We start from the raw sequence: 23,467 nt of genomic DNA on the forward strand, positions 1-23,467 counted from the left end.
TGGGTATGCGTGCGTGTTTCACGGGATAAAAGCCAGAAGACTGAGAAAGAGTGGAAGGATATGGACCGAGTACAGAGGTGTTTCGAAAAAGCTGTGGATGGAGAAAATGAGAATCGAGCACCCGCCGGCAAAAATGAAGGGGCGGTTTCGATATTGTAGAAGTGATTGTATGAGTACGAGCGAAATTGCGAGGAAGAATGTAAGTGCTGTTGCGATGCCGGTTTCAGCGGCGATATCGAGAAATATGTTGTGCGCGTAACGCGGTTCTCGGTAGTGAGCGGAAGGAAGTACTGTATTGGAATAATTTCCCAATCCGACACCGGTAAGAGAGTGTTGTTCGATGATATGGATTGCTTCGGCCCATATGGCGAGGCGGCCGCTTGTCGAGTGATCGGAAAGGTCGAGAGAGGAAACGAGTCTTTCGGAGAGCGGAGTCGGAATTATGAGTGCGAGTACGAAGATTGCTGCGGACAGGAGAAGTGGAAGAGTGTGTTTCCGAATCAGATCTGAGAAACGTATGGCCAGTGAAGCAAAAAGGGTGGCGAGGAGGGCGACGTATCCACCGCGGGAGAAGGTGAGTATATCTGCGAGAAGTATCAATAAAGATGTTGTTGCGAACAGAAAGAATCGCGACTTTTTTCCCTGGTCGCGCTTGGACTGAAAGGCGAGCGCAATCGAAAGGGGGAGCGACATGCCCCAGAAGAACGAGGCAATATGCGGATCAGGGAAAAAGGCGCTTGCGCGGAGGAAATTGGTCCCGCCAATATTGACGACCATGCTGGAATATTCAGTGACCACGTTGGAAAAAGTCAGCCCGGAAAAGAGGGGAATGACGGCGTGCTGCCAGAATTGTATCGCCGGATCAAGACCAATGACAAAGGGGAGGAGAAATTGCGCGATACCAACCAACGCCGAGAGTGCGGCGCCACCGGTGAGTGCTCGAACGAACGCTTCTCTTTCAGGAGTGGTACGAAGTAAGGAAGAGGCAATGAGAAGTGTCGGAAGAAATGAGAGGAGAAAGAAGAGTTTCCGAGTTCCCCATGAGGCATTTTCGGCAAAGAAAAGGGAAAATGCCGAAAGAAAAAAGACGGCGAAGAGAAGCCATGTTTCTGGTTTGGTGGGAATGGATAATGATCGGCGTATGAATGACCGTATCAGCCAAAGTCCGAAAAGTCCCAGAGCGAAGAGTCTCGATATGTGAAGATCAATGCCGGGGAGCGGACTCAGGGCAAACTGAAAGGGAAGTGTGGCGAAAAACAGGAGAAAGAGGAATCGGATCATAGTCGGAAAAGTTTTCGGAGCCATTTCAAAAGAAGATGCTCGTGGTAGGGGCGATGTAGGGAGAAATATCGATCTTGGGAGGCGAAGTAGGCTCGTTTTTGAAGTGCTTGAGCGCCCTCCATGCTGCCTCCTCCTCGGTGGAGCACGCGTATGCGCGGCATGAAAAGGATGTTCTTCCGAAGCTGCTTTGTTCGAGCGCAGAGATCGACATCTTCATAGTAGAGAAAGAATCGTTCGTCGAAACCATGAATGCGGAAAAAGAGGGTTCTAGGTATGGCAAGTGCGGCACCACTTACCCAGCTGACTTTTTGTGGCTTCGTGGCGTTCCAAAGAGGAGTGCTTACGGACAGAGCGAGGTGATTGCGGACGATGCTGAGCAGAGAGATTGATTCCCCGGTGCTCCATGGTTGAGGCTTTTCCGGTTCTATGAAGAGTTTCATGCCGATAATTCCGAGCGATGGGTGACGCTTGAATGCATTTTCGATATCTGAGAAGTTTCCCGAGAGAAACCGTGCGTCCGGATTGAGAAAGACCAAAATGCTGCCATGGGCATGTTCGGCGCCGCGATTGGTGGCGAAGCCGAAGCCGCGATTCCCATCAAGCGGAAGCAAAGTGAAATTGAATTTCTTCTGCAAATCGAGGAGCGCCGGTTGCTCGCGAGGATCATTATTGACGACAATACACTCGTATTTTCCGGGAACAGTGATGTTTTGAAATGATGAAAAACACGCCGGGAGAAGAGCGGCGCTTTGGTAATTTACGATAATAAAAGAAAATTTTGGCGGATTCGGCGTCGTGCTAGTATCCATATTTCCAGAAGTCTCTGAAGGCATCTCGTACGGAGAGGATCGAAGTGCTCTTTGTGTTTTTCAGGCGTTTCAGACGAAACGTATTCCACAGTCTTCGCAGGCCGAAGGCGAGCCAGAAGAACGGCTGTCCGATAAGCCATGTGTTCTTTTTGAAAAAGAAGAGTCCCGAACGGACCAGCCAGTATGTCTTGTCAGGATTTCCTGTGCTTTCCTCTGAGTGCTCTATGGAAACTCTCGGATGGACGATAATGGAAAATCCCAACTTCTTAGCTCGATATGAGAGATCGACATCCTCATAGTAGAGAAAGAATCGTTCGTCGAAAAGCCCGACAATGCGAAAAACCGAAGTCTTGATAAGCGGCGCGCATCCGGAAAGGAAACCGGTTTCGAAGGGCGTGTCGAGACTTCGTGGTGGGATATGTGTGGCGCGCATCCGGAGCCAGGATATTTTTCCGCCGCCAAACCAGACCGACGAGCTTTTTGGATAGGTGATGAGCGGAGAAGCCATGCCGACGTTCGCATGTTTTTCAAGAACAGGGACGAGTTGTTGTAGAGAATCTGCTGGAACCTTCGTATCCGGATTGACGAGCCAGATATACTCAGCCCTTTGGTCGAGGGCAAATCGAATGCCAACATTGATGCCGCGGGCAAAACCGACATTTTCGGAGTTTCGAATGAAATGGGCTTTCGGATATGTTTTTCGTGCTTGTTCGAAGGAATCATCTGTGGAAGCATTATCGATCACGACTACGCGAAAGAGCGGGTAATCGAGATGAAACACCGAGCGCAAACAATCGAGAAGTGTAGCGCGCCCGTTGTAGTTGAGTATCAAAATGAAGACGAGCGGAGATCGATTCATAGAGGAGGTGAACCTGTTTCAATATCCTCTCTCGGGGCGGATTTTCGAAACAGTAAGGGGGCTATTTCGTCCATGCTAATACCTCCTGTTGACCAGAGGGCGATGAGATAGACTGCGATGCCGCCAAGAAGTCGTACAATGAAGGGAAGTGACGCGCATACGAACAGGAAGATTCCCAAAATGACAGAAGAGAGAAGTATCCGGACAATCCCATGGCTATCGGGGCGGTATTCAAGGAATCGGAGGGCGAGGAATGCGGTTCCGAGAGCCACAGCCGCTTCGGTGGCGAGAGATACGCTGGCAGCGCCAACAAATGAGTATTGCGGGATGAGGAGGAGATTGGCAATGATATTAAAGAAAGCAACAACAGAGAGAAGAACAAGTAATCGTTTTTGAAGATTCCCGGCGATCAATATGGCATTGAAGAAGTTGCCGAAAAATATGGCGGCGAGGGAGAAAATGAGGATGCGAAGCGGCAATGCGGCAGCCAGAAAGTCCGGGCCGCCAATAAGGAGAACAAGTGGTTCCGCCAAGAAGAATCCGCCAATGGCTATTGGTGCGGCGAAGACGACAAATACCTTGAATGTCTTGTCAGCGACGAGTCGGAATTTTTCGGGTTCGTGAAAGATATATCGGGAGAAAAGCGGGAGAATGAGCCCAGCAATCATGGCAGGAAAAAAAGTGAGGTTCTCAATGATTTTGTAGGCGGCATTGTAGATGCCAACGTCGGCACTTCCTTGGAGTATGGAGAGAAGTATCGTATCCATTTTGAAATAGGCGAAGGATACGATGGAGATCATGCCGACAGGAAGTGACTCGCGGAGGAAATTTTTCCAGAAGGAGACATCAAAGGAAAGATGAAAAGAAAGGAGTCTTTGGCTGAGAAAAAAAAGTGATACGGCATTGAATACCATATAGGCGAGCAAGGCCAAAACGATGGCTCCGAATCCCCAGTCAAAAGAAACGGCGGCAACAATAATGCCGAGTTGGAGACACTTCCCGAGAAACTCCACTGTTGCCACTTCAAACATGGCAAGGCGCTTTTGGAAGATGCCATTCAATATTCCGGAGGAAGAGGCAAAAACAAAGGCGATGGCGGCGATGATAATGCCGATGCGAAGCTCTCGGTCATAGGGCAGGAAAGGAACGGCAATGAGAGCGATTCCGAGAATGAAGGAGGAACTGGCAATGCGCAGTGCGACGACGTTGCCGACGATGGTTTGTTCGGGCGCGTCTTTTCGAGAGATTTCTCGTGTAAGAAGCGGTGAAAGTCCGAAATCCGCGAGAGCGGCAAAGAGTCCGAAGAACGCCAATACGGTTGCGTAGTTTCCAAAACCTTCGGTGCCGAGATATCGTGTTATGAATCCGATAGCGACCAATGCCAAAACCGTCGATGCGATTTTAGCAACGGAATTGAAGACGACATTATACGCAATACGTCGAGCAAGTGGCATGGAAAGGAGTCAATGAATGTCAAGCGACAAAGTTCAAGAGGAAATCAGAAAAGATGATCTTCTCTGCAATCCGCGTTATCCGAGTAAAGCCAATGAATATCGAGAATAGTGAAATCAGAGAGAAGTCGGGTGAGCGGCATGGAAACCACCGGATATTTAGAGAGCATCTCCAATATCTTCTTTTGGCTTGATGATGACTTTTCGGTGTTCGCCGGTACCGGAGCTTTCGGTAGTGACAGTCAAGGAGTCAGCGAGTGCCATATGGACACACTTTCGTTCAAAAGGAGTCATGGGGCGGAGAGAAGCCGGCGTTTTCTCTGTTGCTACTCTCGATTCGATTTCTTTTGCTTCGGTAAAGAGCGCTTCAGCTTTCTCTTTCCAATAGGAGTTGACATCCAATGAAAAATTTGCCCAACCATCAAGCTTTTTTCGCGCCGATGCGCGCACGATGGTTTGCAGTGCTTCAAGGTTCAATCCGCGCTGACCGATGAGAAGATTCGATCCTTCAGCGGTGGAAATCTGACAAACAAACTCTCCCTGCAGGAGAAATGTCGGTGTTTCGATGGCAATCGATGCCGGCAGAGTCATCTTGGCGAGTATTTCGCTTACGAGGGATCGGACGGTTTCGGCTCTTTGGGTATCCATAGAAATCTTCTCATGTGGTTATGAATCGCAGAGCGACTCTTCCCTCCTTGTATAGAGAAGATACCATTGTTGAGCCACGATGAAAAGAGCTGAGAACCGGATGCTATCCAGAGAATTTCGAAGAACTGTAAGGGATTACTAGGCTGGAATAGCAGGTAGTTTGGGACGCTTTTTTGACGGTTGCTTCTTTAAGAGGTGCTGCTGTTGCGCGATCATGAAGAGTGTCGATACAAGCCAGTAGAGGGCGAGTCCCGAAGGGAAGGTGATGCCGAAAAAGAGCGTGAGTCCGGGACCGATATAGAGCATCTGCTTGGTCATGATTTGGTTGAAATCCGGCTCCTCCGGCGTTTTCGACTCTTTTGCGGGCACGGATTTTTCCGACTCCTTTTCTGTTTGCCGCTGATCCATGATCATCTTCATCTGGTAATACTGAGCGAGAGCTGTCGTGGCGGCAAGCAGTATGCTGGGTTTGGAAAGGTCGAGAATGCCCAGAAAGAATCGATGGATGTCTCCCGGATTGGAAATGAAGGTGTAGAGATCTTCGGTCGAGACGCTGAATCCGGAATTGGAGATATTAAAGAGCACGCGATAGATGGCGATAAGCACGACAAGCTGAAGTATGAGCGGGAGGCAGCCGGAGAGCGGATTAATCTTATTTTCTTTGTAGAATTCCATCATGGCGCGGCTCTGCTTCTCCCGATCGCCCTTGTGTTTTCTTTGAAGTTCTTTTATCTTCGGCTGGATCTCCTGCATTTTCTTTTGCGACTCGATTTGTTTTTGAGAAAGTGGAAAGAGCGCGGTCTTGAGGAGGAGGGTGGCGATGATGATGGCAATGCCAAAGTCTCCGCCCGGGATGATGTCGTAGAGAAAGACAAGAAGATTGTATATCGGCTGGTATACGCCGGAGTGAAAGAGTGCGGACATGAAAATATAGTATGAAAAGGGAATGATTATCGCTCAATAAGCTTTTGTATCGAGGTGATCTTTGGTGAGATTGCTGTCAAATAACATCATTTCGTCCGAATCGGATGACCCTGCCGTTTCGTATGCGATGAATAATCTCGTACGTTTTTCTGGTTTTTCATTCTCTCACTGTACCACAACTTTGGAAATTATAGACCGTGAGGAATCCGCCGTTTCTCATTACCGCTTTCGATCCGATACCAGGTGCGTGCGGTGAAGCAGACTTTCTATATCGCGGGCAACTGTCGAGAGGTCTGGCTTTTTGGGTGCTTTCTGTAAAGAAACGACCACCGTGTCGTATCCGGGCATAAGGCGTGTAAGCCGAATGCGGAGTGCCTCTCGAGCAAGTCGTTTCATGCGATTCCGGTCAACGGCGCGCGGCGCTATTTTTTTGCTGACTACTATGGCAAACCGGCTCTTTTCGAGGGAATTCGGGAGTGTTATGAATGAAAAAAGGCTTCCATAAGCCTTCTTTCCGAGACGAAACACACGATGTATCTCTGCGTGATCAGATAAACGGTACGCTTTCGGCAGCATAGTACGCTGTTTATACTGCGAGTTTCTTTCGCCCTTTTCGCCTTCGTGCGGCAAGAACCTTTCGCCCGCCAACGGTGGCGCTTCGTTTGCGAAATCCGTGCCGACGGCTCCGTCGCAGTTTTTTGGGTTGATATGTTCGCTTCATAAGACGCTGTGCTGATGCAAAAAGTATTTCGAAGTGTATCAAAAAGGCGGAAAAAGTCAAACGTCACAGTTATCCACAAGTTGTGAACAACCCTTTTTACAAGGAATATCAAAGTGGTGTAGTGTGGAAAAGTACCCGCTATTTTTTGGAACAAAGAGGGGGCGTGAAGCGTTATGAAGCAAGAAGAACTCTGGAAAACCGTTTTGGGGGAGTTGGAATTGTCTGTTTCAAAAGCAAATTTCGAGACATGGCTTTTGAATACCGAACTTGTTTCCCTGGAAAACGGCATAGCGCGCATCGCTGTCGGAAGTCCGTTTACCAAGGAATGGCTGGAAAATCGATACAATCACATTATTCTGCAGGCGCTTCAGAAACAAGATGCTTCCGTTCGAGAAATTTCCTGTTTTATTCGTACGGCATCCGACGGAGTAAATGCCAAACCATCGGTTGCCGCACCTGTGCGCGTAAGTGATCATGCTCCGTTGACACCAAAGTCAGATGACCATGCGGCGCTTGCGCGGTATGTGGATACTCTTGAAAAGCCGTGGGAAAGCGCTTCTCAGCGCCAGTCTTCTGAAGTAAAGAAAATTGACATTGTTGCGAAAGAAGAGACGGCGTCAAACTTGCCTCCCGGCATACTGCCGGTCCGTCCGACAATCAGTCAGGACGCGCCAATCCAGACAGCTCCCTCCTTGCCTCGTCGACCGGTTGCGTCCAATCTCAATCCTCGATATACATTTGAGAATTTCATTATCGGTGAAAACAATGAGCTCGCGCGGGCAGCGTCGTTTGCGGTATCTCAAAGTCCGGGCACGCTCTATAACCCGCTTTTCATATATGGCGTGGTAGGTGTGGGGAAGACACATCTTTTGCAGTCGATCGGCAATGAAGCGCGGAAGAATAATCCGGACTTGGTAGTGCGCTATACCACGTCTGAGCAATTTACCAATGAACTGATCAATCATTTGAAAAATCAGACCATGGAGGACTTCAAACAGTCGTATCGGGAAATTGACATACTGCTTATCGACGATGTGCAATTTCTCTCCGGTCGCGAGAAAACCCAGCAGGAATTTTTTCATGTATTCAACAATCTTCACCAGTTGAACAAGCAAGTGGTTATTACCAGTGATCGAACGCCACGGGCGATTCCAACGATAGAGGATCGGCTGAAGAGTCGTTTCGAAGGCGGCATGATTGCCGATGTGAGTCGTCCCGATCTCGAGACTCGCATGGCGATACTTCGTCTTAAGTTGCTCGAAAAAGGGACAAATCTCGAGGAAGATTGTATCCGGTTTATCGCGGAGAATATCACGAATAATGCGCGCGAGCTTGAGGGCGCTTTGAATCGCGTCTTGGTATCGGCGGAGTTTCAGAAAGTCCGTCCAACGCCCGCCTATGTCGCCAAGGTGCTCGGGCAGATTATTACTGCGCACAAGCAAGCGGTGACAATCGAAACCATCGCACGCGCAGCGGCCGAATTTTACAACGTCGCCGAAGAGGAGCTGTATAAGAAAGGTCGAAAGAAAGAGATTGCGCTCGCGAGACAAACGGCGATGTATCTTGCCCGCACCGAACTCGACGTCTCGCTCTCGGGCGTCGGCAAGCACTTTGGCGGACGCGACCACACGACCGTACTGCATGCCGTTGAGCGTATTCAAAAAGACATGGAAAAAGACGGGCGCTTCAAAGAAGACATCGTGAGTTTGCGCGAGCGATTGTATCGGGAGTGAGGAATGATAGGTGTTTCATTGTGCAATAATTTCGAAATTTTCAAATTCAAATATTTTTTATCGCCTGAAATTTGAAGATTATTAAAGAACTCTTCTATGAAAGTTGAGACGCAAAAAATCGCTGTATTGGGAAAGAATGCTCTGGTTATCGGGTCATTTTCGTTATCTGTATATTTTGTGATAGCGCTTTGGAATTTTTGGTCCACCTTCGTCGATGCGCTTGGATTCAATAGTACGGTATTTATTCTTGGATTTGTACTCCTCTTCCTTGCCTCCTATAGAATAACCGATTGGAAAAAACACGCTCTCTGGATTGTTCCCGTAGTGCTCATTGCTTTGAGCTTTTCACTGTGGGAAAACCCCTATCTGAAGATTGTGAGCATTCTCTTGTTGCCACTTATTATGAGTGTTGTGTTTGGCTATGCGCTTCTCCCCACAAAAACTATTGATATATGGTTTGTTCTTCTTTCGATAATAGGAAGAATGACACTCATTTTTAAGTTGAAAGCAGCTGTCTCTTTGGTGTGCGGCAGGTGGCGTTCGACCGAAGGGGAAAATAAGAAAATATTCTCACGAGTTGTTCTGGGTCTTCTTCTCTTTTCTATTCTCGCTCTTACTGTTTTCATTCCACTGTTGTCTTCAGTTGATCCGCAGTTTGCAGTGCTTATGCGGGGCGTTCTTGATTGGTTCTATCAGGTATTGTCTTTTCGATATATGGGTCGAATCGCTTTTGCCTCGATTGCCACAGTGCTCATTATAGGCTATTTCCTTTCTTTCGAGAGACGATCAGACGACATGAAGGGTCAGTCGTTGCCGCAGAAAACCGTTCTTGATCCGGTCATTTCGGGGATCGTCCTTGGGGGAGTGCTCATGATTTATGTTGTATTTATAGCTCTGCAACTCCCCTATCTTTGGGTGAATCAATTGCCGGTTGATTTCCAGTCAACCGAACAGTTGGTGAAGAGTGGTTTTTGGCAACTTCTGCTTCTTTCGGTTATAAACATCATTTTCTTTTTCGGATATTTTAAGAAAACCAATACAGGAGTTCAGAACATACTGAAAGCGTTTACGATTGCTTCATTTCTTCTCTTGATTTCGGCTGGGCACCGGATGTTTCTCTACATTCTCTTCTATGGTCTGAGTTATGAAAAATTTTTCGCCTCATATACAGTGATATACTGTGCTATTCTCTTTGCATGGTTGTCGTATAAACTGTTTCTTCGTCGCGGAGGCAATCTTGCGAAACATTTAATTTTCTCATTGCTCTGGATGTATGGAATCGCCACGATAATGCCGGTGGAAAGAATCATCTTTTCTTTTAACGCGGAGATGTCGCGTCGAGCTGATTCTAGGATCAAGATGAACGAACTCAGAATGCTTTCATACGATGTTCTCCCTTTAGTGGCGACATACCGTCGGGATGAGGGATGGCAAGGGGATTGGTGCTATTGGGCCGAGAGGGAAATGCGTACCGTAGCGAGAAAAAAGTGGTATGAAAAGAACTTAGCGAATTTTGCTGATATACGTGTTCCCGAGAGATGGAAAAAAACTGAGGGATGCACCACACTTCAAGAACAAACCATACCGTCCGAACCCGAACCAACGCTCCCAGAAGATACTCAAACACGATACAATGACACGGATTTTTCGTTCCAAGTGAAATATCCAAATAAGGAATGGAGAATCATACAACTCTTTGATTTTGAAAAGAATCAAAAGAGGGGTATACATCTCTATAAAGATGAAAAAACGGATGTTTCCATTCAGCCGATAGGAAATGCACGACTGACAATTGATCACTCCATAAAGCCACGTATCACACGCCTAAGTGATCATCTTACGGGGATAAAAACCGTTTGGGAGTCCTTGAACGGTAATGGAGTGATTGTTATCAAGCTGGATGCATATCCGGAATCTTGGAATAGTGAACATGCCATTGAAGCAAGATATACCAGGGACACTAAAAGAGCAGTGGAAGGTATTCTTGAGAGTCTGGTACTGAGCAAGTGATAAAGGCGAATTGATCCAGAGCTGCTGTTGAAACAGGCCAAAGCGTGAGAGGAGCTCCACGCGATGCGCGCTCAAAAATCTCTTTGTTATATAGAACGCAGTACGTGTTATGTATTATACGAAATGCCTATGAAAATCATGTGTACGCAGGAGAATTTGAAGCGGGCGATCGGGGCGGTGGAGCGCGCGGCGGGGAGACAGAGCGCGCTTCCGGTTTTGGCAAATGTGCTTCTTGAGACGGAATCGGGCCGTCTCAAGCTCTCGGCGACCAATCTCGAAATCGGCATCATAGCGCGCGTCGGCGCCAAGGTGGAAGAGGAGGGAAGTCTCACGGTGCCGGTCAAGGTGCTCTCGCAATTTGTTGGGAATCTCCCGGGGACGGAAGTGGCTACGCTCGAAGAAACCGCGCAGTCGCTATCCATTTCATGCGGCGGATACCGCGTGAAAATCAAAGGCTTGCCAGCAACGGATTTTCCGATTATTCCCGCCAAGAAAAGTACGAAGTCAATAGAGCTTCCGGCACAGGCGTTTCGCACGGCCCTTTCCCGGCTCTTGCCGTGCGTTGCGACACAGGAGACGCGCCTGGAGCTTACCGGTGTGAATTTCTTGTTCTCTGAGAAAGAGCTGGCGCTTGCGGCGACAGACAGTTTTCGTCTCGCGGAAGAAATCGTGCCGATCGAGACATTTCTCGATGAAGACATGCTCTCGGAAATCGGCGCAATCGGATCGCTTATTCTCCCGGCGACCACGCTTATGGAAGTGTCTCGCGCTATCAGTCCGACGCAGAAAACTCTTTCTATGACGCTCGATGAGAATCAGGTGTTCTTTGAAATGGAAGGTGTCGAAGTGATCTCGCGCCTTATTCTCGGTAAGTTCCCGGATTACCGGCAGATTATGCCGCAAGAATTTTCATTTTCTGCGATTCTTGAGAAGGAAGTATTTCTGCGATCACTCAAAATAGCCAGTGTATTTGCTGCCGGAGAAATTGCAATCGACCTGGCTGCTGATGAGGGCACGGTGCGTGTCGAAGCGGTTTCGAGCGGTGTTGGTGAACAACAAGCGGAAGTCCCAGCGAAGTTTCTTGCGGGCAATGGACAGCTTCGCGTTGTCTTTCCGCCAAAGTCGCTCCTTGACGGTGTCGGCTTTATGGAGACTCCCTCGATTGTTTTTCGCGGGAACACCTCCGGGACGCCGGTTGCGCTTGCTATGGTCGACAGCGATACGCCGCGATCGAGTTTTACCTATATTATGATGCCGATACAGAAATAGGGTATGAAATCGCTTGCGAATTTCCTCGATTCGAAATACCGTCAGGATGCGGCGCCGCGCAAGAAGGCGTCGCGCGCAATCGATGAGAAGACCGTGATCTTTTTGGCGCCAAAGAGTAGCGAGGAAGAATATGGCAATCGCGGCGTCGCATCGGTGGTGCCGCGCTCGTTCGACGGACGGAAAATCCTTTTGTCTTGCAAGAGCAGTCTCTGGGTGGAAGAAATGGGAGCATTTCGAAACGATTTTCTCCGGCGACTCACTGATCAGGGGGCGGATGTGGTGGTTGACATGAAGGCTTCGAATGAATACGGACGAGGATAGACATCGGCTTTTGGCGAAGAATCTTGCCAATGAAAACAACTTGCAGATATGACAAAACAGGCATAGAAAAGCCTCATTTTTCCGTATGCAAGGCTGTTCTTGAGATGAAGACCGATAAGTATCAATGAGCATTGACAAATACTAGTGTCTATGCTACACTCGAGCGTTGACAAATGAGAGAGGATATGTACGTGCCAGTGCTCTTTCCGACGGTATTTCTTGGCGGAACGGCGGTTCCGGAGTGATCTTCGGGATTGCCGTCCCACCCGGAAATATTTCATTTTTCAGTACTCGAAAACAGAGGCTCGAAGGCCTCTGTTTTTTTGTCTCTCTTGTGCTGGGCTGCTTTCAGATCTCCATCATATCTCGGCATACCCCGAATGTCCTACGGAGGTGATACAATGGAAATAAAAGATATGGAGAGTTTCGAGCTGCCAAAATACGAATCCGAGAGAATTAATTCAAATCCCTCTAACCAAAGGGATGTTGATAGAGATTCTCCATTTGAAATGTCTTCTGATGAGGAAGAAAAGGAGATTGATGATGCGATTGTGTCCTATGGACAGGAGCAGGAATCAAACAATAGGCAGGAAAATTACAAAATATGGAACACGGTTTTTCTGTCGGATCCTGAAGAACTCTTTTCCGAATCAGGCTTGAAAAGACTTGAAGAATATCCTTTAGGGAAGCGCTTGGGAATTATTCGATTTGCTGCGACAGATCTGCGAACTAAGCCATCAATGTGTACAAGGTATTTTTCTCGATTTCCTTTGGATCTCAATGTTATTAAGTATGAATTTTTTGATGACAGTCACCTCCAATCTTCTGAAATGTGGTCTTTGTTTACGCTTCTTGCAAAGCAAAACACATCGTCACGACAAGAAGACATGTATGGTGATTCTTTGGAGCAAGCTCGAAAAATAGCTGAACGCAGGGAGCTTGTTGACCAAGTTCTTATGCGTGAAGGCTATGAATATTCAGAGGAAGCAAAGGCGGGCTTTGGAGGAGCTATTGAGGGCTATCATCGAGCACTTTCTGATGCGCGTGACATTTCGGCGAGAAGTGACCGATATATGGATACGGCTGTCTTATTTAATGATGCGTATGTGAAATTGCCGGAGTTGAAACAAATTGATTTTCTTCGTTTTTGTCTTGCTAAATTTCACAATGATCTGGTTTTCGAAGAGGTGTTTAATTCTGATTTTACCAAGGAAAGCGTTCAACGAGACAAATCTCGATATTTGAATATCATGAAGAGTGCAAGGTATCTGCCTCCTGGTCAGATTAGAAATGAAGCTCACTCGATGATTTTTAAAACGTATCAACCAGCAGGAGCATACAACATATCTCAAGGTGATTTTGAATACGAAATGAACACAACGGTGCTAGGGGGCGGATCATTGGAAGAATACCCTTTTCACAAATTGATTCTAGCGGTTCTTGAGAGAATAAAAGATATAAGAGGAAATGCTGACCAGCTTGTTGACCTCGTGGTGAGCTTTTGGGAAAAAAGCAGAAACCCGATGTTTGCCAATAAAGTTGCCGAGGTGCTCTCTCAGCAGAATCCGACGCTTGCGGTGTCGCGTCTTCTTGGCGTACTTCGATCGAACGTGACAGAAAATAAGAATGCTATTGCTGCGATACTGTATCGTCTCGAATTTGGGAATATAGGAATATCGGAAGAAGGAGTGCGGTATCTTGAACGAATATATGATTTGGGTGAACTAAACAACCCTGAGTATTTTGTTCGTCGTCTTACGCCAAATGGAGATGTGGGCATTTTTGATGAATCGAGAAACCTGAAAAACTATTTCAATATCGGAGACATCGGTAGAGATGCATCCGAGCGCACTGCAGTTGTGAGACCCGTGGTGCACGAATTTGTATATGAAACTCTGTTTCATGGGCGTGAGAATGAATCTGAGAAAGAGCGCGAACAAAGGGAAAAATATCTTAAGGAGTTTCAGGAAAACTATTTCGGATTTTATGACGAGTTTTTTTATGAAAGAACGGGTCTGTATTTCAACAACCTTTCATTTTTTGAGCAAGGGCAATTTCTCATCTACTACAAGCATTCCTCGAAGGAAAAAAAGGAGCACCTTCTTGATTTCCTGCGTAAGTATGGTGAAAACGGCTTTCATGCGTTTCTCTCTCTTGAGCGGGGTGAAGCAGAAATGGGGGAAGCGATACTTTCCATTGGTGAGAAATTGCCAAAAGAAGCGGCGGATGCGGTATTTGCGAGGTATGCGGAGCTGGTTGATGTTTCTCGAGAAGAGGCAAGAAGAATATTTGCTATATACAAAGATACATTTTCTTCCGAGTCTCTGACGGAAGAGCGAATAGTGGGCGCGCTGATTGCGGAAGCGAACACACTTCTGCGGGATATTGGAGAGGCAATTGATGGGTCAGATAATGCTGTTTCAACTCCTGATCTAGTGGCGCAGTTTTCGGAATCAATAAGAAGAAATAAAGAAGCTCGAGGTCATTTGCTTGAAGAATTTTTTGGTATTTCCGAATCTCTCGATGCTCTTCTGGATGAATTGAAAGTACTCTATGTTGAGAGCTCGAATCGATTCGATGATGTTAAGTCAATGGGAGATTTTCTGGCTATGAAAAGTAGCTTTGATTTGGCATGGGGACAAGAAGCTCTTCCTGAAAATAAAGACGCAGGATTAATTCGCACGAATCTCAGTGGGAATAACTTGATACAAGAGTTCATAACTCTTGTTGAGAGAGAGTATTCATGGGCGGAAAATCTCAGAGGGGAAGGAAGTCGGACTGACGTTGATGAAGAAACACTTAAGAAGTACCTGAAAATGGCGGAATATCAAGCAAGGCGTTTCCAACCGATTACCAAGAAACTTACTGAGATACTCAAACAGCGAAAGCGGATGGAGACTGCTTTTGAGGCAGTGCTCTATGGGCGCGAGCTGGCGGCTTTGCCGAAAGAGTTTTTTGCGGGTTTCGGAAAAGCTGTCGATCGTATCCGACCAGAGCTTCCTTCATCCGAACGAGCACCGTATTTCCCGGTAGGTATTTCGAAAGAACTTCCAAAATGGGAAAGGGTATTGGCGGGAGGGGGAAAAAGTGCGAAGCCGATCGATCTCTATAATTTTCTCTTTTGGCTTAACAATCAGGGCCGAGAGATTTCTCTTCCCGTATGCGATGAGACGCAGGCGCTGAATTACGAGGTGCTTTATGGAAAAACACACGAAGAAGCTTTGGAGAGTGCGCGGGCTATCGGGAAGGTGGAACGCGAACAGTATGAACGAATTGTTCAAACGTTTGGCTTGAGTAACATTCGCATCGTTTCCTCCAAAGAATTTTTCAAAGATACGGAGAAGAAGAATGAGAAGTTTGAGAAATATCTGACACTGCTTGAAAAGTTGAGCGAAACACCGGTATGGCGCTCGGCGTTCCTGGGAATGGTTGGTGAATCAGTTGCAAAAAAATCAGAAAATGCAAATGAATCCGGAAAGATGAGAGAAGCCGTCTTGCCCTATGCTCTTGAAGAGCTTGCTCTGATTCTTTCTACGGATGGTTTGAAGCTGAGTCATCCAAATGAAGCGCGGTATGATATGATTGCGGCGGTTTTGGAAAATATGGAGGCGTATGCAACCAAGCAAGGTATTGACTTCTTTGATGTGAATGAGCATGAGAAGCTCGATCCGGTTCTGAGGGATATCCTTGAGGCGCTGGCAAATCGCATCAATACGCCGCGGGAAGAAGAGCGAAGTATGCCCGGGCAGGCATATATGGGCGCGGCAAGGAAATCGCTCCTGTCTATTCAGAAACCGACTGTTCAGGGAGTTTTGACAAAATCGGAAAAGAAAAACATCGCCTTTAATTTTTTCCCCATGCCGGCAGATTCCCGGAGTTTCGGATGGCGGAGCGCTGGGAAAAAGGGCGAGGAAGAGCGGCTGGTATTCAAGGAGCCGTACAGTACTTATTTCCCTTCGAGTGAAGCGGATATCCTCCTCGAGGATCAAGTGGTAGCCCTGCCGCAAGGGGTGCTCTCGGGAAAGATTCTGACGCTTTCGTCAGAAAAACAACGAGAATATGCGGAGAATATTCTGAAGCCACTTCTCCTTCACTATTTCAAATCACTTGAATCCGCGCCGCAAGAATATTTTCAATCTCTTGGTGAAACGCGCGCATCACTTCTCATGCGTTGCCAAAAATCAGAGACGCTTAGCGATGTTTTGCGATTCATCCAGAAATATATCGTTGCACCATCAGTGTAGAAGCGGGGGCTGTCCATGTTTGTCTTGCACGTGTGCTGCTATGCGCTGAACCGCTCCGTCCAATTTGGCTGAATATCTTGGCAATGCTTTCTGCCAAATGACCATATGAAACTGAAGAGTGATCGGAATGTCTCATATATTTCCTGGTTTTCTATAAGGACGCCGACGAGACTCTTTTCCGAGAAGGTGACGAAAGATACCTTCCCACTGTATATATTGACTTCGGTCTTGAAGGGGTATGCCTTGTGGTCAAGGAGAAGTATCTCGGTGACTTCGCTTGCTTGATAGCCCTTGAGAAACTCGAGAGCGGCCTCGGTGTTGGGAACGATAGCCTTTTCGTAAATACCGAGCCGATTTCTTTTTGGGGCGTAGTGTGCTTTGTTCCACTTTCGGAGTTCGGGAGACCCGATGTATCCGGCAAGATCTGAGAAAGTAAAAAGCTTTTTCTCCGGATTGTGATCGAGAGTATCCTCGAGAATTGTTTTGATGCCATCGATTCCTTCATACACCAAAACACCCGGTTTTCCTGAGACGAGGTTGTAATCGGAGATGATAGCCGGTAAAACGCCTTCAAGCGCGAGCTTGGCGTTTTTTGCTTCTTCTTCACGTCGTTCGGCGAGCTCTTTGAGTCTCAATGGGTGCCGTACTTCGAAGAGCGTGGTTTTTCCCGGCTCTTCTCGACGATCGATGAGTCCTGCTTCAGCGAGCTCATCGAGCACTTTGTACACGAGTCCGCGTTTCAGGGGCACGTCTTTGTGGAGTGCGCCTGCCGAAGAGGACCCCTTTTTGAGGAGCGCTTCATAGAGAATAGCTTGCTCCGGTCGAAGCCCGGCATGCTCGAGCGACTGACTGTACATAGGATAGTTTACAATATTTTGACACTTCTAGTGTAGCAAAATACCTGCGTATTGTCAAATATCTGTGACTATATAATCGTATAAATAAGCCAATATTACGTTTGAAAGGAGCTATTTTCATGTATTATCAAATAACTTGCCACAAAGTATTGACAAACACTGTTATCTGCGCTATACTGTGGTGTCAAGCTGAAAGAGTAAGAGAGACAAGTTCATTTGACACTCCATGAACAAGACAGTGCTCGAAGGGTTTTCGAAAAGAGACCTGCAAGCGAGAGAAAGATATGGGCGAAGCCGGGCAGAGGAAACATAATTTTTCTACCATCTGTTCTCACTGATCCGGCACCTCCCACACCACTCGTTTGCACCTCTCTTTCCGGCAACGACCGAAAAGAAGTTCATTTCCGCTTCCACTTCGTTCGCGTGCATTTGATGCTTTCCTTCAAGAGGGATGGATCGGATGGAAGATAGGCGAATAAGGTGGGCGGAAGACAACACTGGAAAGAATCGGGCGAGACTCTGACTATTATAGAATGTATTTCTTCCAGTAGGAAATCATTCCGGAGTCGCCGCGAGTAGAGGTGTGACGCGATTGTGCGCGGGAGGTGTTCTCGAAAGAGAACGCCATCGGATATGCCCAGCGAGGCACGTCAGAAAACCGTGCGCCACCGTTCCTTCGAAAGGCGCCACGATTCGATCGCTCTCTTTGCGAGATCGACCGTAAATGGAAGATTAACCACCTTCGGTTTGCGGGAATCTCTTTGAGAGAAGAGCACTGGTTTTGTACCTCAACAATTCGATAAAACATGACGAACCGAAAGGAAGATTTCTTGCAAGATTTTGCTTCGGGCGGTTTTAGTCATGTTTTATCGCCCAAGCGAATCTTGCAAAAAGCATTTCTTCGGAAGTGCTTTTTTGTTCTTTGGCATCCGCCAGTTGGCGGATAAGAAGTTCTTTGAAAAAAATCGAGTAGTAAGAAGTTCTGGCAGAAGTGTGTTTGTTTGCCTTGCAAATTTTCATCCTTGGAAAAAGGGGCAAGAAAAGTAAGCAAACACACTCCTGCCAGAACACACGAATGTGTTATGGCGTTTCGGTCCAAGGCATTTCGCTGAGGACACTTGAAGCCCGACTAGACCCGGGCGAGGAAGATGTCATGACTACTACTAATGCGACCCGTTTTGCTGATTCAATTGCTCAAGAAGCTCAAGAGTATCTTTCCGGTGTAAGCCGGATTGGGATTCCTGGGACTTGGCGGGATCTGACGAGTACCTACCACCTTTATTCTCCACGCGCGCATGCGCATGGGCTTGAGACGGCCATAAGTCGTCTCTCTGAGGAGGTAAAAGTACATGTTGGATGGGGTGTTTGCCTTCCATACAACTATGGACCGAAACCAGAATGGCGGCGTCAGGATGCTCCGGAGAAGGTTGTCTTGGCAAAAGCCGAAATTAACTGGATTCTGGGTGCTGCCCAGCTGGCCACCCAGTGGCCGGTAGCGGCGTTTATGTTCCATCGGTTTTTCCGGGATGGCATTGACGGCGGAAACGGGGTTAATTCTCCGTATAGCTGTCTTGCTCAGATTCCTGCTGGGGTTCATTCACCCGGCGCACTCGTGCGTCGGATGATGAAGATCAGGGCAAAAGCCTGGGTGCTCATGTCGACTTCGGTCGACGGGCTTCAGCCATCTTGGGCAGCTGTGGCTGTTGCGGCAGCTGGAAAGCTGCCAGTCAACAAAGCGGCAATAACTGTGTGGGCGATGACACTGAAGAGTCCTCGCCTTGAGGGCAGTATCGTCAGCGAGTTGCGGCACTACCGCGCTGCTCGAAATTGGCTTTCCCGGAATCTCTGCTCTGCTCCGAGTCGCTCCGAGAATTTCGCCGCGTGGATTCGTGGTGAGATTCAGGAGGGATCTCGGGTCGAAACCGTGGAGGGTGTGCGAGCGATCGCGCGCCCAGAGCGGAGGGTGCGACACGGAATTTCGGTGCAGGAATGCGTTGAAATCCAAACCTCGCAGGATGGAAATCCGGCGGGGCGTGACTCAAGTCTTCTCGTTCGCATTGGCGGGTTTGCGTATCATCAATCCACCTCGTGGTGGAGAAGTGACTACGACGATCCGAAACGTCAAGAAAGCAAGGTAATAAAGCGAGCTTTCGAGGCGCTTCGGCGTCATCGGGAAGCGCTCCGTGTCGAGGGCGTTTCTGAGGAAATTCAGAAAATGATCTCTAGTGGAAAACTTGAAATCCTTGTAACGCGCGAACATTCGTACTCCGCCGGAAACTGCCGGCAGGGAACGGAAAGCTTCGCGCGGCAACATGGCTATGTGGGGCGGTTGTACGCTCCGGCAACTGCCCTGTTGAATTCAGGGAACTCGCGGGCGGTTGCCGCCGCTCGAGTCGCCATCCGTCAGTTCATGGAAGCGATGGCGGCGTAGCAGTAAAGTAAAGAGGAAGTCAAACCTCTTAAAAAATTGGCTACGGATCGGAGTGTCTCCGTAAACAAACACTCCAAAAGGTTACAAAAGGGGAGGGGTATTCATGGTTGAAAACTCTTCCCCCGCTTTATCCGAAATGCAAGCAGAACGCTTGCTGGTCGGTAGAGTGATTTTTCCGAAAAATAGATAAAGGAGAGGGGAATGCAAAATGAAAATCTTCCGAAGTGCCCGTATTGCGGGCGGCGGATGTGTGGAGCTCTGACGGGCTCCACTGTCTGCGAGCCGGACGGATATCGTCCGAATTACTCTCGGCAGGAAGTCGAAGCGCTTGCCAAGGATTGGCAGTATACCGTTAGTCCCGAGAGGATTCGGGACTAACAAAAAACGGGCGCGCGTGCTCGAATTTTCACGCGCTTCGCGATAAGTTTTGAGGGTGCTTGTCGCGAATATGGTCAACCCTCTCTCAATCCAATTTTCAACTTGAAAAAGCTTGAGGGTTGGTAGATATCCCACACTATAAGTACAGCGTGCGGGACGGGAGAGTTCTTTGAAAGTTTACCATTAGGAAAGTCAGTAGTTTTTCTCTCGGGAAGGAGAAGAGAAAGAAAACAGTGGTGCAGCAGAGAATGTTTTTACGATTCGTCGGCAAATCAAGTAAGGTGTTTTTGTTGCTAGTGACGAAATATTCGGCAGAAATGCCGGATGGGTAGAAACTTTTCTGCTGCACCGCGGCAAATTTCTTTCATTCTCTTCTCGCTCGCCATGGGTGTGGAGGGATTCAATCAATCCTTGAAAAAGGAGAAAGACATGAATAAGAAACTGACAGTTGTTTGTGGTAAAGAATACAGATACTCCGATTACAACGGGGGATTCTCGAAGCGAGTTGAAATATCTGTCGAAGTTACGGCAGGATTCATTCTCAGGGTAGGGATAAAAATAAAGGATATTCATATAAGGCTAGGAGAAGACAGGTGGCATGTTCTTGAAAGGGAATTCGTCCATATTCCACTAAGGGAAGTGGAGAAATGGCTGAAGGAAAATGCCCCGGTATGGTCCACAAGGAAGTGGCAAGCATGTCTCGAGGAAGTCAGGCGTCGCCAATGGAATGAGTTGCGGGGGTCGGAATCGGGATACGCCGGTAGCCTCCGCCATCCTGACAGCGAACGGCGTGGAGATTAAGGAGATCTCCCAATGAACGCCGCCGTCATGCAGAGATGTCGGGTAGCTGGGAGAGGCTGGAGCCTTGAGCAGGTTGCAAGGATCGCCTCCCTATTCATTCGGTGGAAACACTCGAACGAGTCGCTTGCGAAGCAGGATGCCTTTGTGAGCGCTGTCACCTTTGCGGTAACGGGGTGGCGACCTTCCCTCGGGAAGGGGCCGACGGTTCGGGAGTGGGCGGCGGCGAGAGTGTGTCGACCGTACTGGGATGTGCGGTCGGCGATTGCTGTGCTGGTCGCCGAAGATGGTCCCATCTTCGGTCCCATCACTGACATTCATCGTCAGTGTTGGGCTGAGGAGGATTGCCTCGATGATGACCCGAGAGATGTTCGGGAGTTGTCGGGGCAAGGTTAGTTCTTTTTCGCGCCGGGGTCGCGAGGTTAATGGTTCAAGGTTCCGATACTCCGGGTCGGAACCTTTTTTGTTTATTTTAATTCACGAATGATTTTCGGATGTATAGAGTCGGGAGGGTATTATAAGAAAATCCGCCTGAGGCGGAGAAAAGTTTTTTGAAAATGCGGGAATGATGATATGGATGTGACACGTTAAGCGATACTTGCTTTTACGAGGAAGTCGCGCACGGTTTCGTCTGGTGTTTCGAAACCCGGGAGGTAAGAAACGGATTCGGAATAATCGATATCGTCGAAATATGCAAGCTGTTCGCGGAGGATTTTTTCGTTGAATTCGTTTCCAAACATTTCCCGAGTTTTTATCATGATATCGGTGAGAGAGGAATGATCTCTCAAGATGAAGTAAAGATCGACGTAGTCTTTCCATTTGGCACGGCGACCCAGGGCGAAGAGTTTCATGGCGCCGAGCGTTTGGAGATTTGGCATGCGAAGTGTTGACTCGAACGATTCGGAAAAGTCGAGCGCATACGGATAACGAAGAAATGTAATCCGAACACCGCCAACAAGCGCTTCATACTGATCGAGTTCGTCCACAAAAACGCGTTCGATGGGAGCGAATGACCGAAGTTTTGATGTGATAGCAGTGTTGTCGAACGGTGATATGGAAAACAAATCGAAGTCGATCGATCGCCGATGTCCGATAATGTAGGCAATTGCCGTTCCTCCAACCAAACCGAATTTTGAAGAAAAAACGGAGAGTGATGGTAGGATATTTCGCTGGGTAGCTTCAAGGATTTCGGGGTGCATGAGTGTCGAAGTAGAGAGTGAAGAAATGCCGGGTCTTCGAGGAGTAGTTTGATCGAGGGCTGGAAACTTGTTCGCGGAAGACTCGTGCGGCGGATTCCATACCGACAAGCCGGAGCATTTCCTGGACATCATCCCAGTTTCCGGAGGTGAGTGTTGCTTCGATAATAGCTTCGTCGGACAGGTGAGTCGGGTCGTCGGTCCACCAGACAAAATACGGGCGATTCGCAATGAAGTTTTGGAGGCTCATAGCTTTATTCTAGCAAAAAAACAGCCTTTCGGCAAAGAGAAATTGAGGACAATTTCTTAGTTGCCGCATCGTATGTGAACAAGTACAGCGTTTTTCTTTGCATTCTTCTGCTTGGCGGGGTAGACTTTTGAGGTATGGCACAGCAGTCACAATCCGATGCTCGTGAGACGAAACCGGTTTTGCCAGAGCATGTGCCGAGTGCGGTTGAGCAATTGGCTGACCGGGCGGCGAAGTGGATCGGCTCGGTGCCGTCGCTTCTTGCACACTCGGCGTTCTTTGTCGGGTCGTTCTCACTCTTTTTCTTTGGGGTTTCTCTCGATCACATTCTCCTCCTCCTCACGACGGTCGTGTCGCTCGAGGCGATTTATCTTGCCATCTTTATTCAAATGACCGTGAATCGCCACTCGGAAAATATCGAAGGGGTTCGGGAGGATATTGAAGACATTCAAGAAGATGTCGAAGATATTTCCGAAGATATTGAAGACATTCAAGAAGATGTCGAAGAAATCGGCGAAGATGTGGAAGGGATTCAGAAGGAGGTGGAAGAAATCGGAGACGATGTCGAAGATATTCAGAAAGACGTCGATGACATTCAAGAAGATGTGGAAGACATTTCCGATGATATCGAGAAAGAGGACTCGGAAGAAGATCGCGAACGACGCTCGACTGATGAGAAATTGGAAAAGATAGAAAGCGCGCTCCAGTCGCTTGTACGTGATATAGAAAGGTTGCGGAGGAGAGAATAATATGTTAGAGTGCGCGGCAGGATTGATGTACAAGGAGTTCTTTTTTTAAGAATGGCTTTGCGGAGGTATTGCTCATGGGCATTTCCGAGGTAGATTTGAAAAAAGCTTTGGAGATCGTTCCGGAAGAGGAACGGCAAATAGTGTGCGGTGAGCTTTTGATGATGTTGCTGGCCGCTTTGCGTCAGCAATTTTCTGAGGGAGACCACATTCTTTCTGAGGAAGTTGGTCGATTGCTTGAGCAAAAGATTATGACGTCGGTTTCGGACGCGCTCGTTTCGTGTTTCGAATTGGATACGCTCTTGCCTGGTCTTTCTCATGTTAATCCGCTGGATGTTCGGCGAGAGGCTCTCGTCCTGGGACAATTGATTGCATGAATCATGAGATTCAAGAGCTGGTCTATTATTCTGGCAAGAAAGCGGTGGAGAGTGTTGAATCTCCACCTGTTCAAGATCTCCGGACAGACATGGGAAGGAAAGTAGGTAGGACCATGAGGCAATGAAATTAAAGGGTGCTTAACGTTGATTTACAAAACCCCCTTCGG

At 47.9% G+C, this 23,467-nt stretch carries 22 protein-coding genes; 11 read left to right on the forward strand and 11 right to left on the reverse strand.

Annotation, left to right across the window (positions count from 1 at the left end; all coding sequences use genetic code 11):
* Window positions 1-18: 18 nt before the first annotated feature.
* The 8 genes from IPK84_03050 to rpmH form a co-directional block, all read right to left on the reverse strand.
* On the reverse strand, window positions 19-1,281 hold the full coding sequence (locus IPK84_03050; protein ID QQS15321.1) for an O-antigen ligase family protein: 1,263 nt from the start codon (window positions 1,279-1,281) through the stop codon (window positions 19-21).
* Window positions 1,278-2,090, reverse strand: coding sequence for a glycosyltransferase family 2 protein (locus tag IPK84_03055; protein QQS15322.1), 813 nt, complete (start codon window positions 2,088-2,090; stop codon window positions 1,278-1,280). The genes IPK84_03050 and IPK84_03055 overlap by 4 nt, the downstream gene beginning before the upstream one ends.
* Complete coding sequence (locus IPK84_03060; protein QQS15323.1) at window positions 2,080-2,949, reverse strand: glycosyltransferase family 2 protein; 870 nt, start codon at window positions 2,947-2,949, stop codon at window positions 2,080-2,082. Before IPK84_03060 ends, IPK84_03055 begins: the two co-directional genes overlap by 11 nt.
* Window positions 2,946-4,403, reverse strand: a complete 1,458-nt coding sequence (locus tag IPK84_03065; protein QQS15324.1) for a flippase — start codon at window positions 4,401-4,403, stop codon at window positions 2,946-2,948. Before IPK84_03065 ends, IPK84_03060 begins: the two co-directional genes overlap by 4 nt.
* Before the next feature lie 156 nt (window positions 4,404-4,559).
* Complete coding sequence (locus IPK84_03070) at window positions 4,560-5,048, reverse strand: hypothetical protein (protein QQS15325.1); 489 nt, start codon at window positions 5,046-5,048, stop codon at window positions 4,560-4,562.
* Window positions 5,049-5,186: 138 nt separating this feature from the next.
* A complete protein-coding gene (locus IPK84_03075; protein QQS15326.1) occupies window positions 5,187-5,972 on the reverse strand; it encodes a membrane protein insertase YidC in 786 nt (261 codons plus the stop codon).
* Window positions 5,973-6,191: 219 nt separating this feature from the next.
* The gene (gene rnpA, locus IPK84_03080) at window positions 6,192-6,548 is read right to left on the reverse strand and encodes a ribonuclease P protein component (GenBank protein ID QQS15327.1); all 357 of its coding nucleotides are present in this window, start codon (window positions 6,546-6,548) and stop codon (window positions 6,192-6,194) included.
* A gap of 10 nt (window positions 6,549-6,558) precedes the next feature.
* Window positions 6,559-6,693: a 50S ribosomal protein L34 gene (rpmH, locus tag IPK84_03085; GenBank protein ID QQS15328.1), complete on the reverse strand. Its 135-nt coding sequence runs from the start codon at window positions 6,691-6,693 to the stop codon at window positions 6,559-6,561.
* Between the two features lie 173 nt (window positions 6,694-6,866).
* Here rpmH and dnaA point away from each other — a divergent pair, with 173 nt between their 5' ends.
* The 5 genes from dnaA (at window position 6,867) to IPK84_03110 (ending at window position 16,270) form a co-directional block, all read left to right on the forward strand.
* The gene (dnaA, locus tag IPK84_03090; GenBank protein QQS15329.1) at window positions 6,867-8,426 is read left to right on the forward strand and encodes a chromosomal replication initiator protein DnaA; all 1,560 of its coding nucleotides are present in this window, start codon (window positions 6,867-6,869) and stop codon (window positions 8,424-8,426) included.
* 96 nt (window positions 8,427-8,522) lie between these two features.
* Window positions 8,523-10,436: a DUF4173 domain-containing protein gene (locus IPK84_03095; protein ID QQS15330.1), complete on the forward strand. Its 1,914-nt coding sequence runs from the start codon at window positions 8,523-8,525 to the stop codon at window positions 10,434-10,436.
* A gap of 129 nt (window positions 10,437-10,565) precedes the next feature.
* Complete coding sequence (dnaN, locus tag IPK84_03100) at window positions 10,566-11,705, forward strand: DNA polymerase III subunit beta (GenBank protein ID QQS15331.1); 1,140 nt, start codon at window positions 10,566-10,568, stop codon at window positions 11,703-11,705.
* Between the two features lie 3 nt (window positions 11,706-11,708).
* Complete coding sequence (locus tag IPK84_03105) at window positions 11,709-12,026, forward strand: hypothetical protein (protein ID QQS15332.1); 318 nt, start codon at window positions 11,709-11,711, stop codon at window positions 12,024-12,026.
* A 509-nt stretch (window positions 12,027-12,535) separates the two neighbouring features.
* Window positions 12,536-16,270: a hypothetical protein gene (locus IPK84_03110; GenBank protein QQS15333.1), complete on the forward strand. Its 3,735-nt coding sequence runs from the start codon at window positions 12,536-12,538 to the stop codon at window positions 16,268-16,270.
* A 38-nt stretch (window positions 16,271-16,308) separates the two neighbouring features.
* Here the strand turns inward: IPK84_03110 and IPK84_03115 are convergent, their stop codons facing one another.
* Window positions 16,309-17,127, reverse strand: coding sequence for a hypothetical protein (locus IPK84_03115; GenBank protein ID QQS15334.1), 819 nt, complete (start codon window positions 17,125-17,127; stop codon window positions 16,309-16,311).
* Between the two features lie 1,153 nt (window positions 17,128-18,280).
* Between IPK84_03115 and IPK84_03120 the strand changes: the two genes are divergently transcribed.
* From IPK84_03120 to IPK84_03135, 4 genes are all read left to right on the forward strand, one after another.
* Window positions 18,281-19,558, forward strand: a complete 1,278-nt coding sequence (locus IPK84_03120; GenBank protein QQS15335.1) for a hypothetical protein — start codon at window positions 18,281-18,283, stop codon at window positions 19,556-19,558.
* Between the two features lie 201 nt (window positions 19,559-19,759).
* Window positions 19,760-19,936: a hypothetical protein gene (locus tag IPK84_03125; GenBank protein QQS15336.1), complete on the forward strand. Its 177-nt coding sequence runs from the start codon at window positions 19,760-19,762 to the stop codon at window positions 19,934-19,936.
* A gap of 429 nt (window positions 19,937-20,365) precedes the next feature.
* Window positions 20,366-20,737, forward strand: coding sequence for a hypothetical protein (locus IPK84_03130; GenBank protein QQS15337.1), 372 nt, complete (start codon window positions 20,366-20,368; stop codon window positions 20,735-20,737).
* Window positions 20,738-20,764: 27 nt separating this feature from the next.
* Window positions 20,765-21,130: a hypothetical protein gene (locus IPK84_03135; GenBank protein ID QQS15338.1), complete on the forward strand. Its 366-nt coding sequence runs from the start codon at window positions 20,765-20,767 to the stop codon at window positions 21,128-21,130.
* A 191-nt stretch (window positions 21,131-21,321) separates the two neighbouring features.
* Here IPK84_03135 and IPK84_03140 read toward each other — a convergent pair whose 3' ends face one another.
* Together IPK84_03140 and IPK84_03145 are read right to left on the reverse strand one after the other, a co-directional pair.
* Window positions 21,322-21,933, reverse strand: a complete 612-nt coding sequence (locus tag IPK84_03140) for a nucleotidyl transferase AbiEii/AbiGii toxin family protein (protein QQS15339.1) — start codon at window positions 21,931-21,933, stop codon at window positions 21,322-21,324.
* Window positions 21,914-22,180, reverse strand: coding sequence for a hypothetical protein (locus tag IPK84_03145; GenBank protein ID QQS15340.1), 267 nt, complete (start codon window positions 22,178-22,180; stop codon window positions 21,914-21,916). Before IPK84_03145 ends, IPK84_03140 begins: the two co-directional genes overlap by 20 nt.
* Window positions 22,181-22,314: 134 nt before the next feature.
* Between IPK84_03145 and IPK84_03150 the strand changes: the two genes are divergently transcribed.
* Window positions 22,315-22,926 (forward strand): DUF1003 domain-containing protein, encoded by a 612-nt coding sequence (locus tag IPK84_03150; GenBank protein ID QQS15341.1) that lies wholly within the window; start codon window positions 22,315-22,317, stop codon window positions 22,924-22,926.
* 74 nt (window positions 22,927-23,000) lie between these two features.
* The gene (locus IPK84_03155) at window positions 23,001-23,300 is read left to right on the forward strand and encodes a hypothetical protein (protein QQS15342.1); all 300 of its coding nucleotides are present in this window, start codon (window positions 23,001-23,003) and stop codon (window positions 23,298-23,300) included.
* The last annotated feature ends 167 nt before the right edge of the window (window positions 23,301-23,467 follow it).

The sequence above is a fragment of the Candidatus Moraniibacteriota bacterium genome (assembly GCA_016699875.1).
Classification (GTDB): Bacteria; Patescibacteriota; Minisyncoccia; order Moranbacterales; family UBA1568.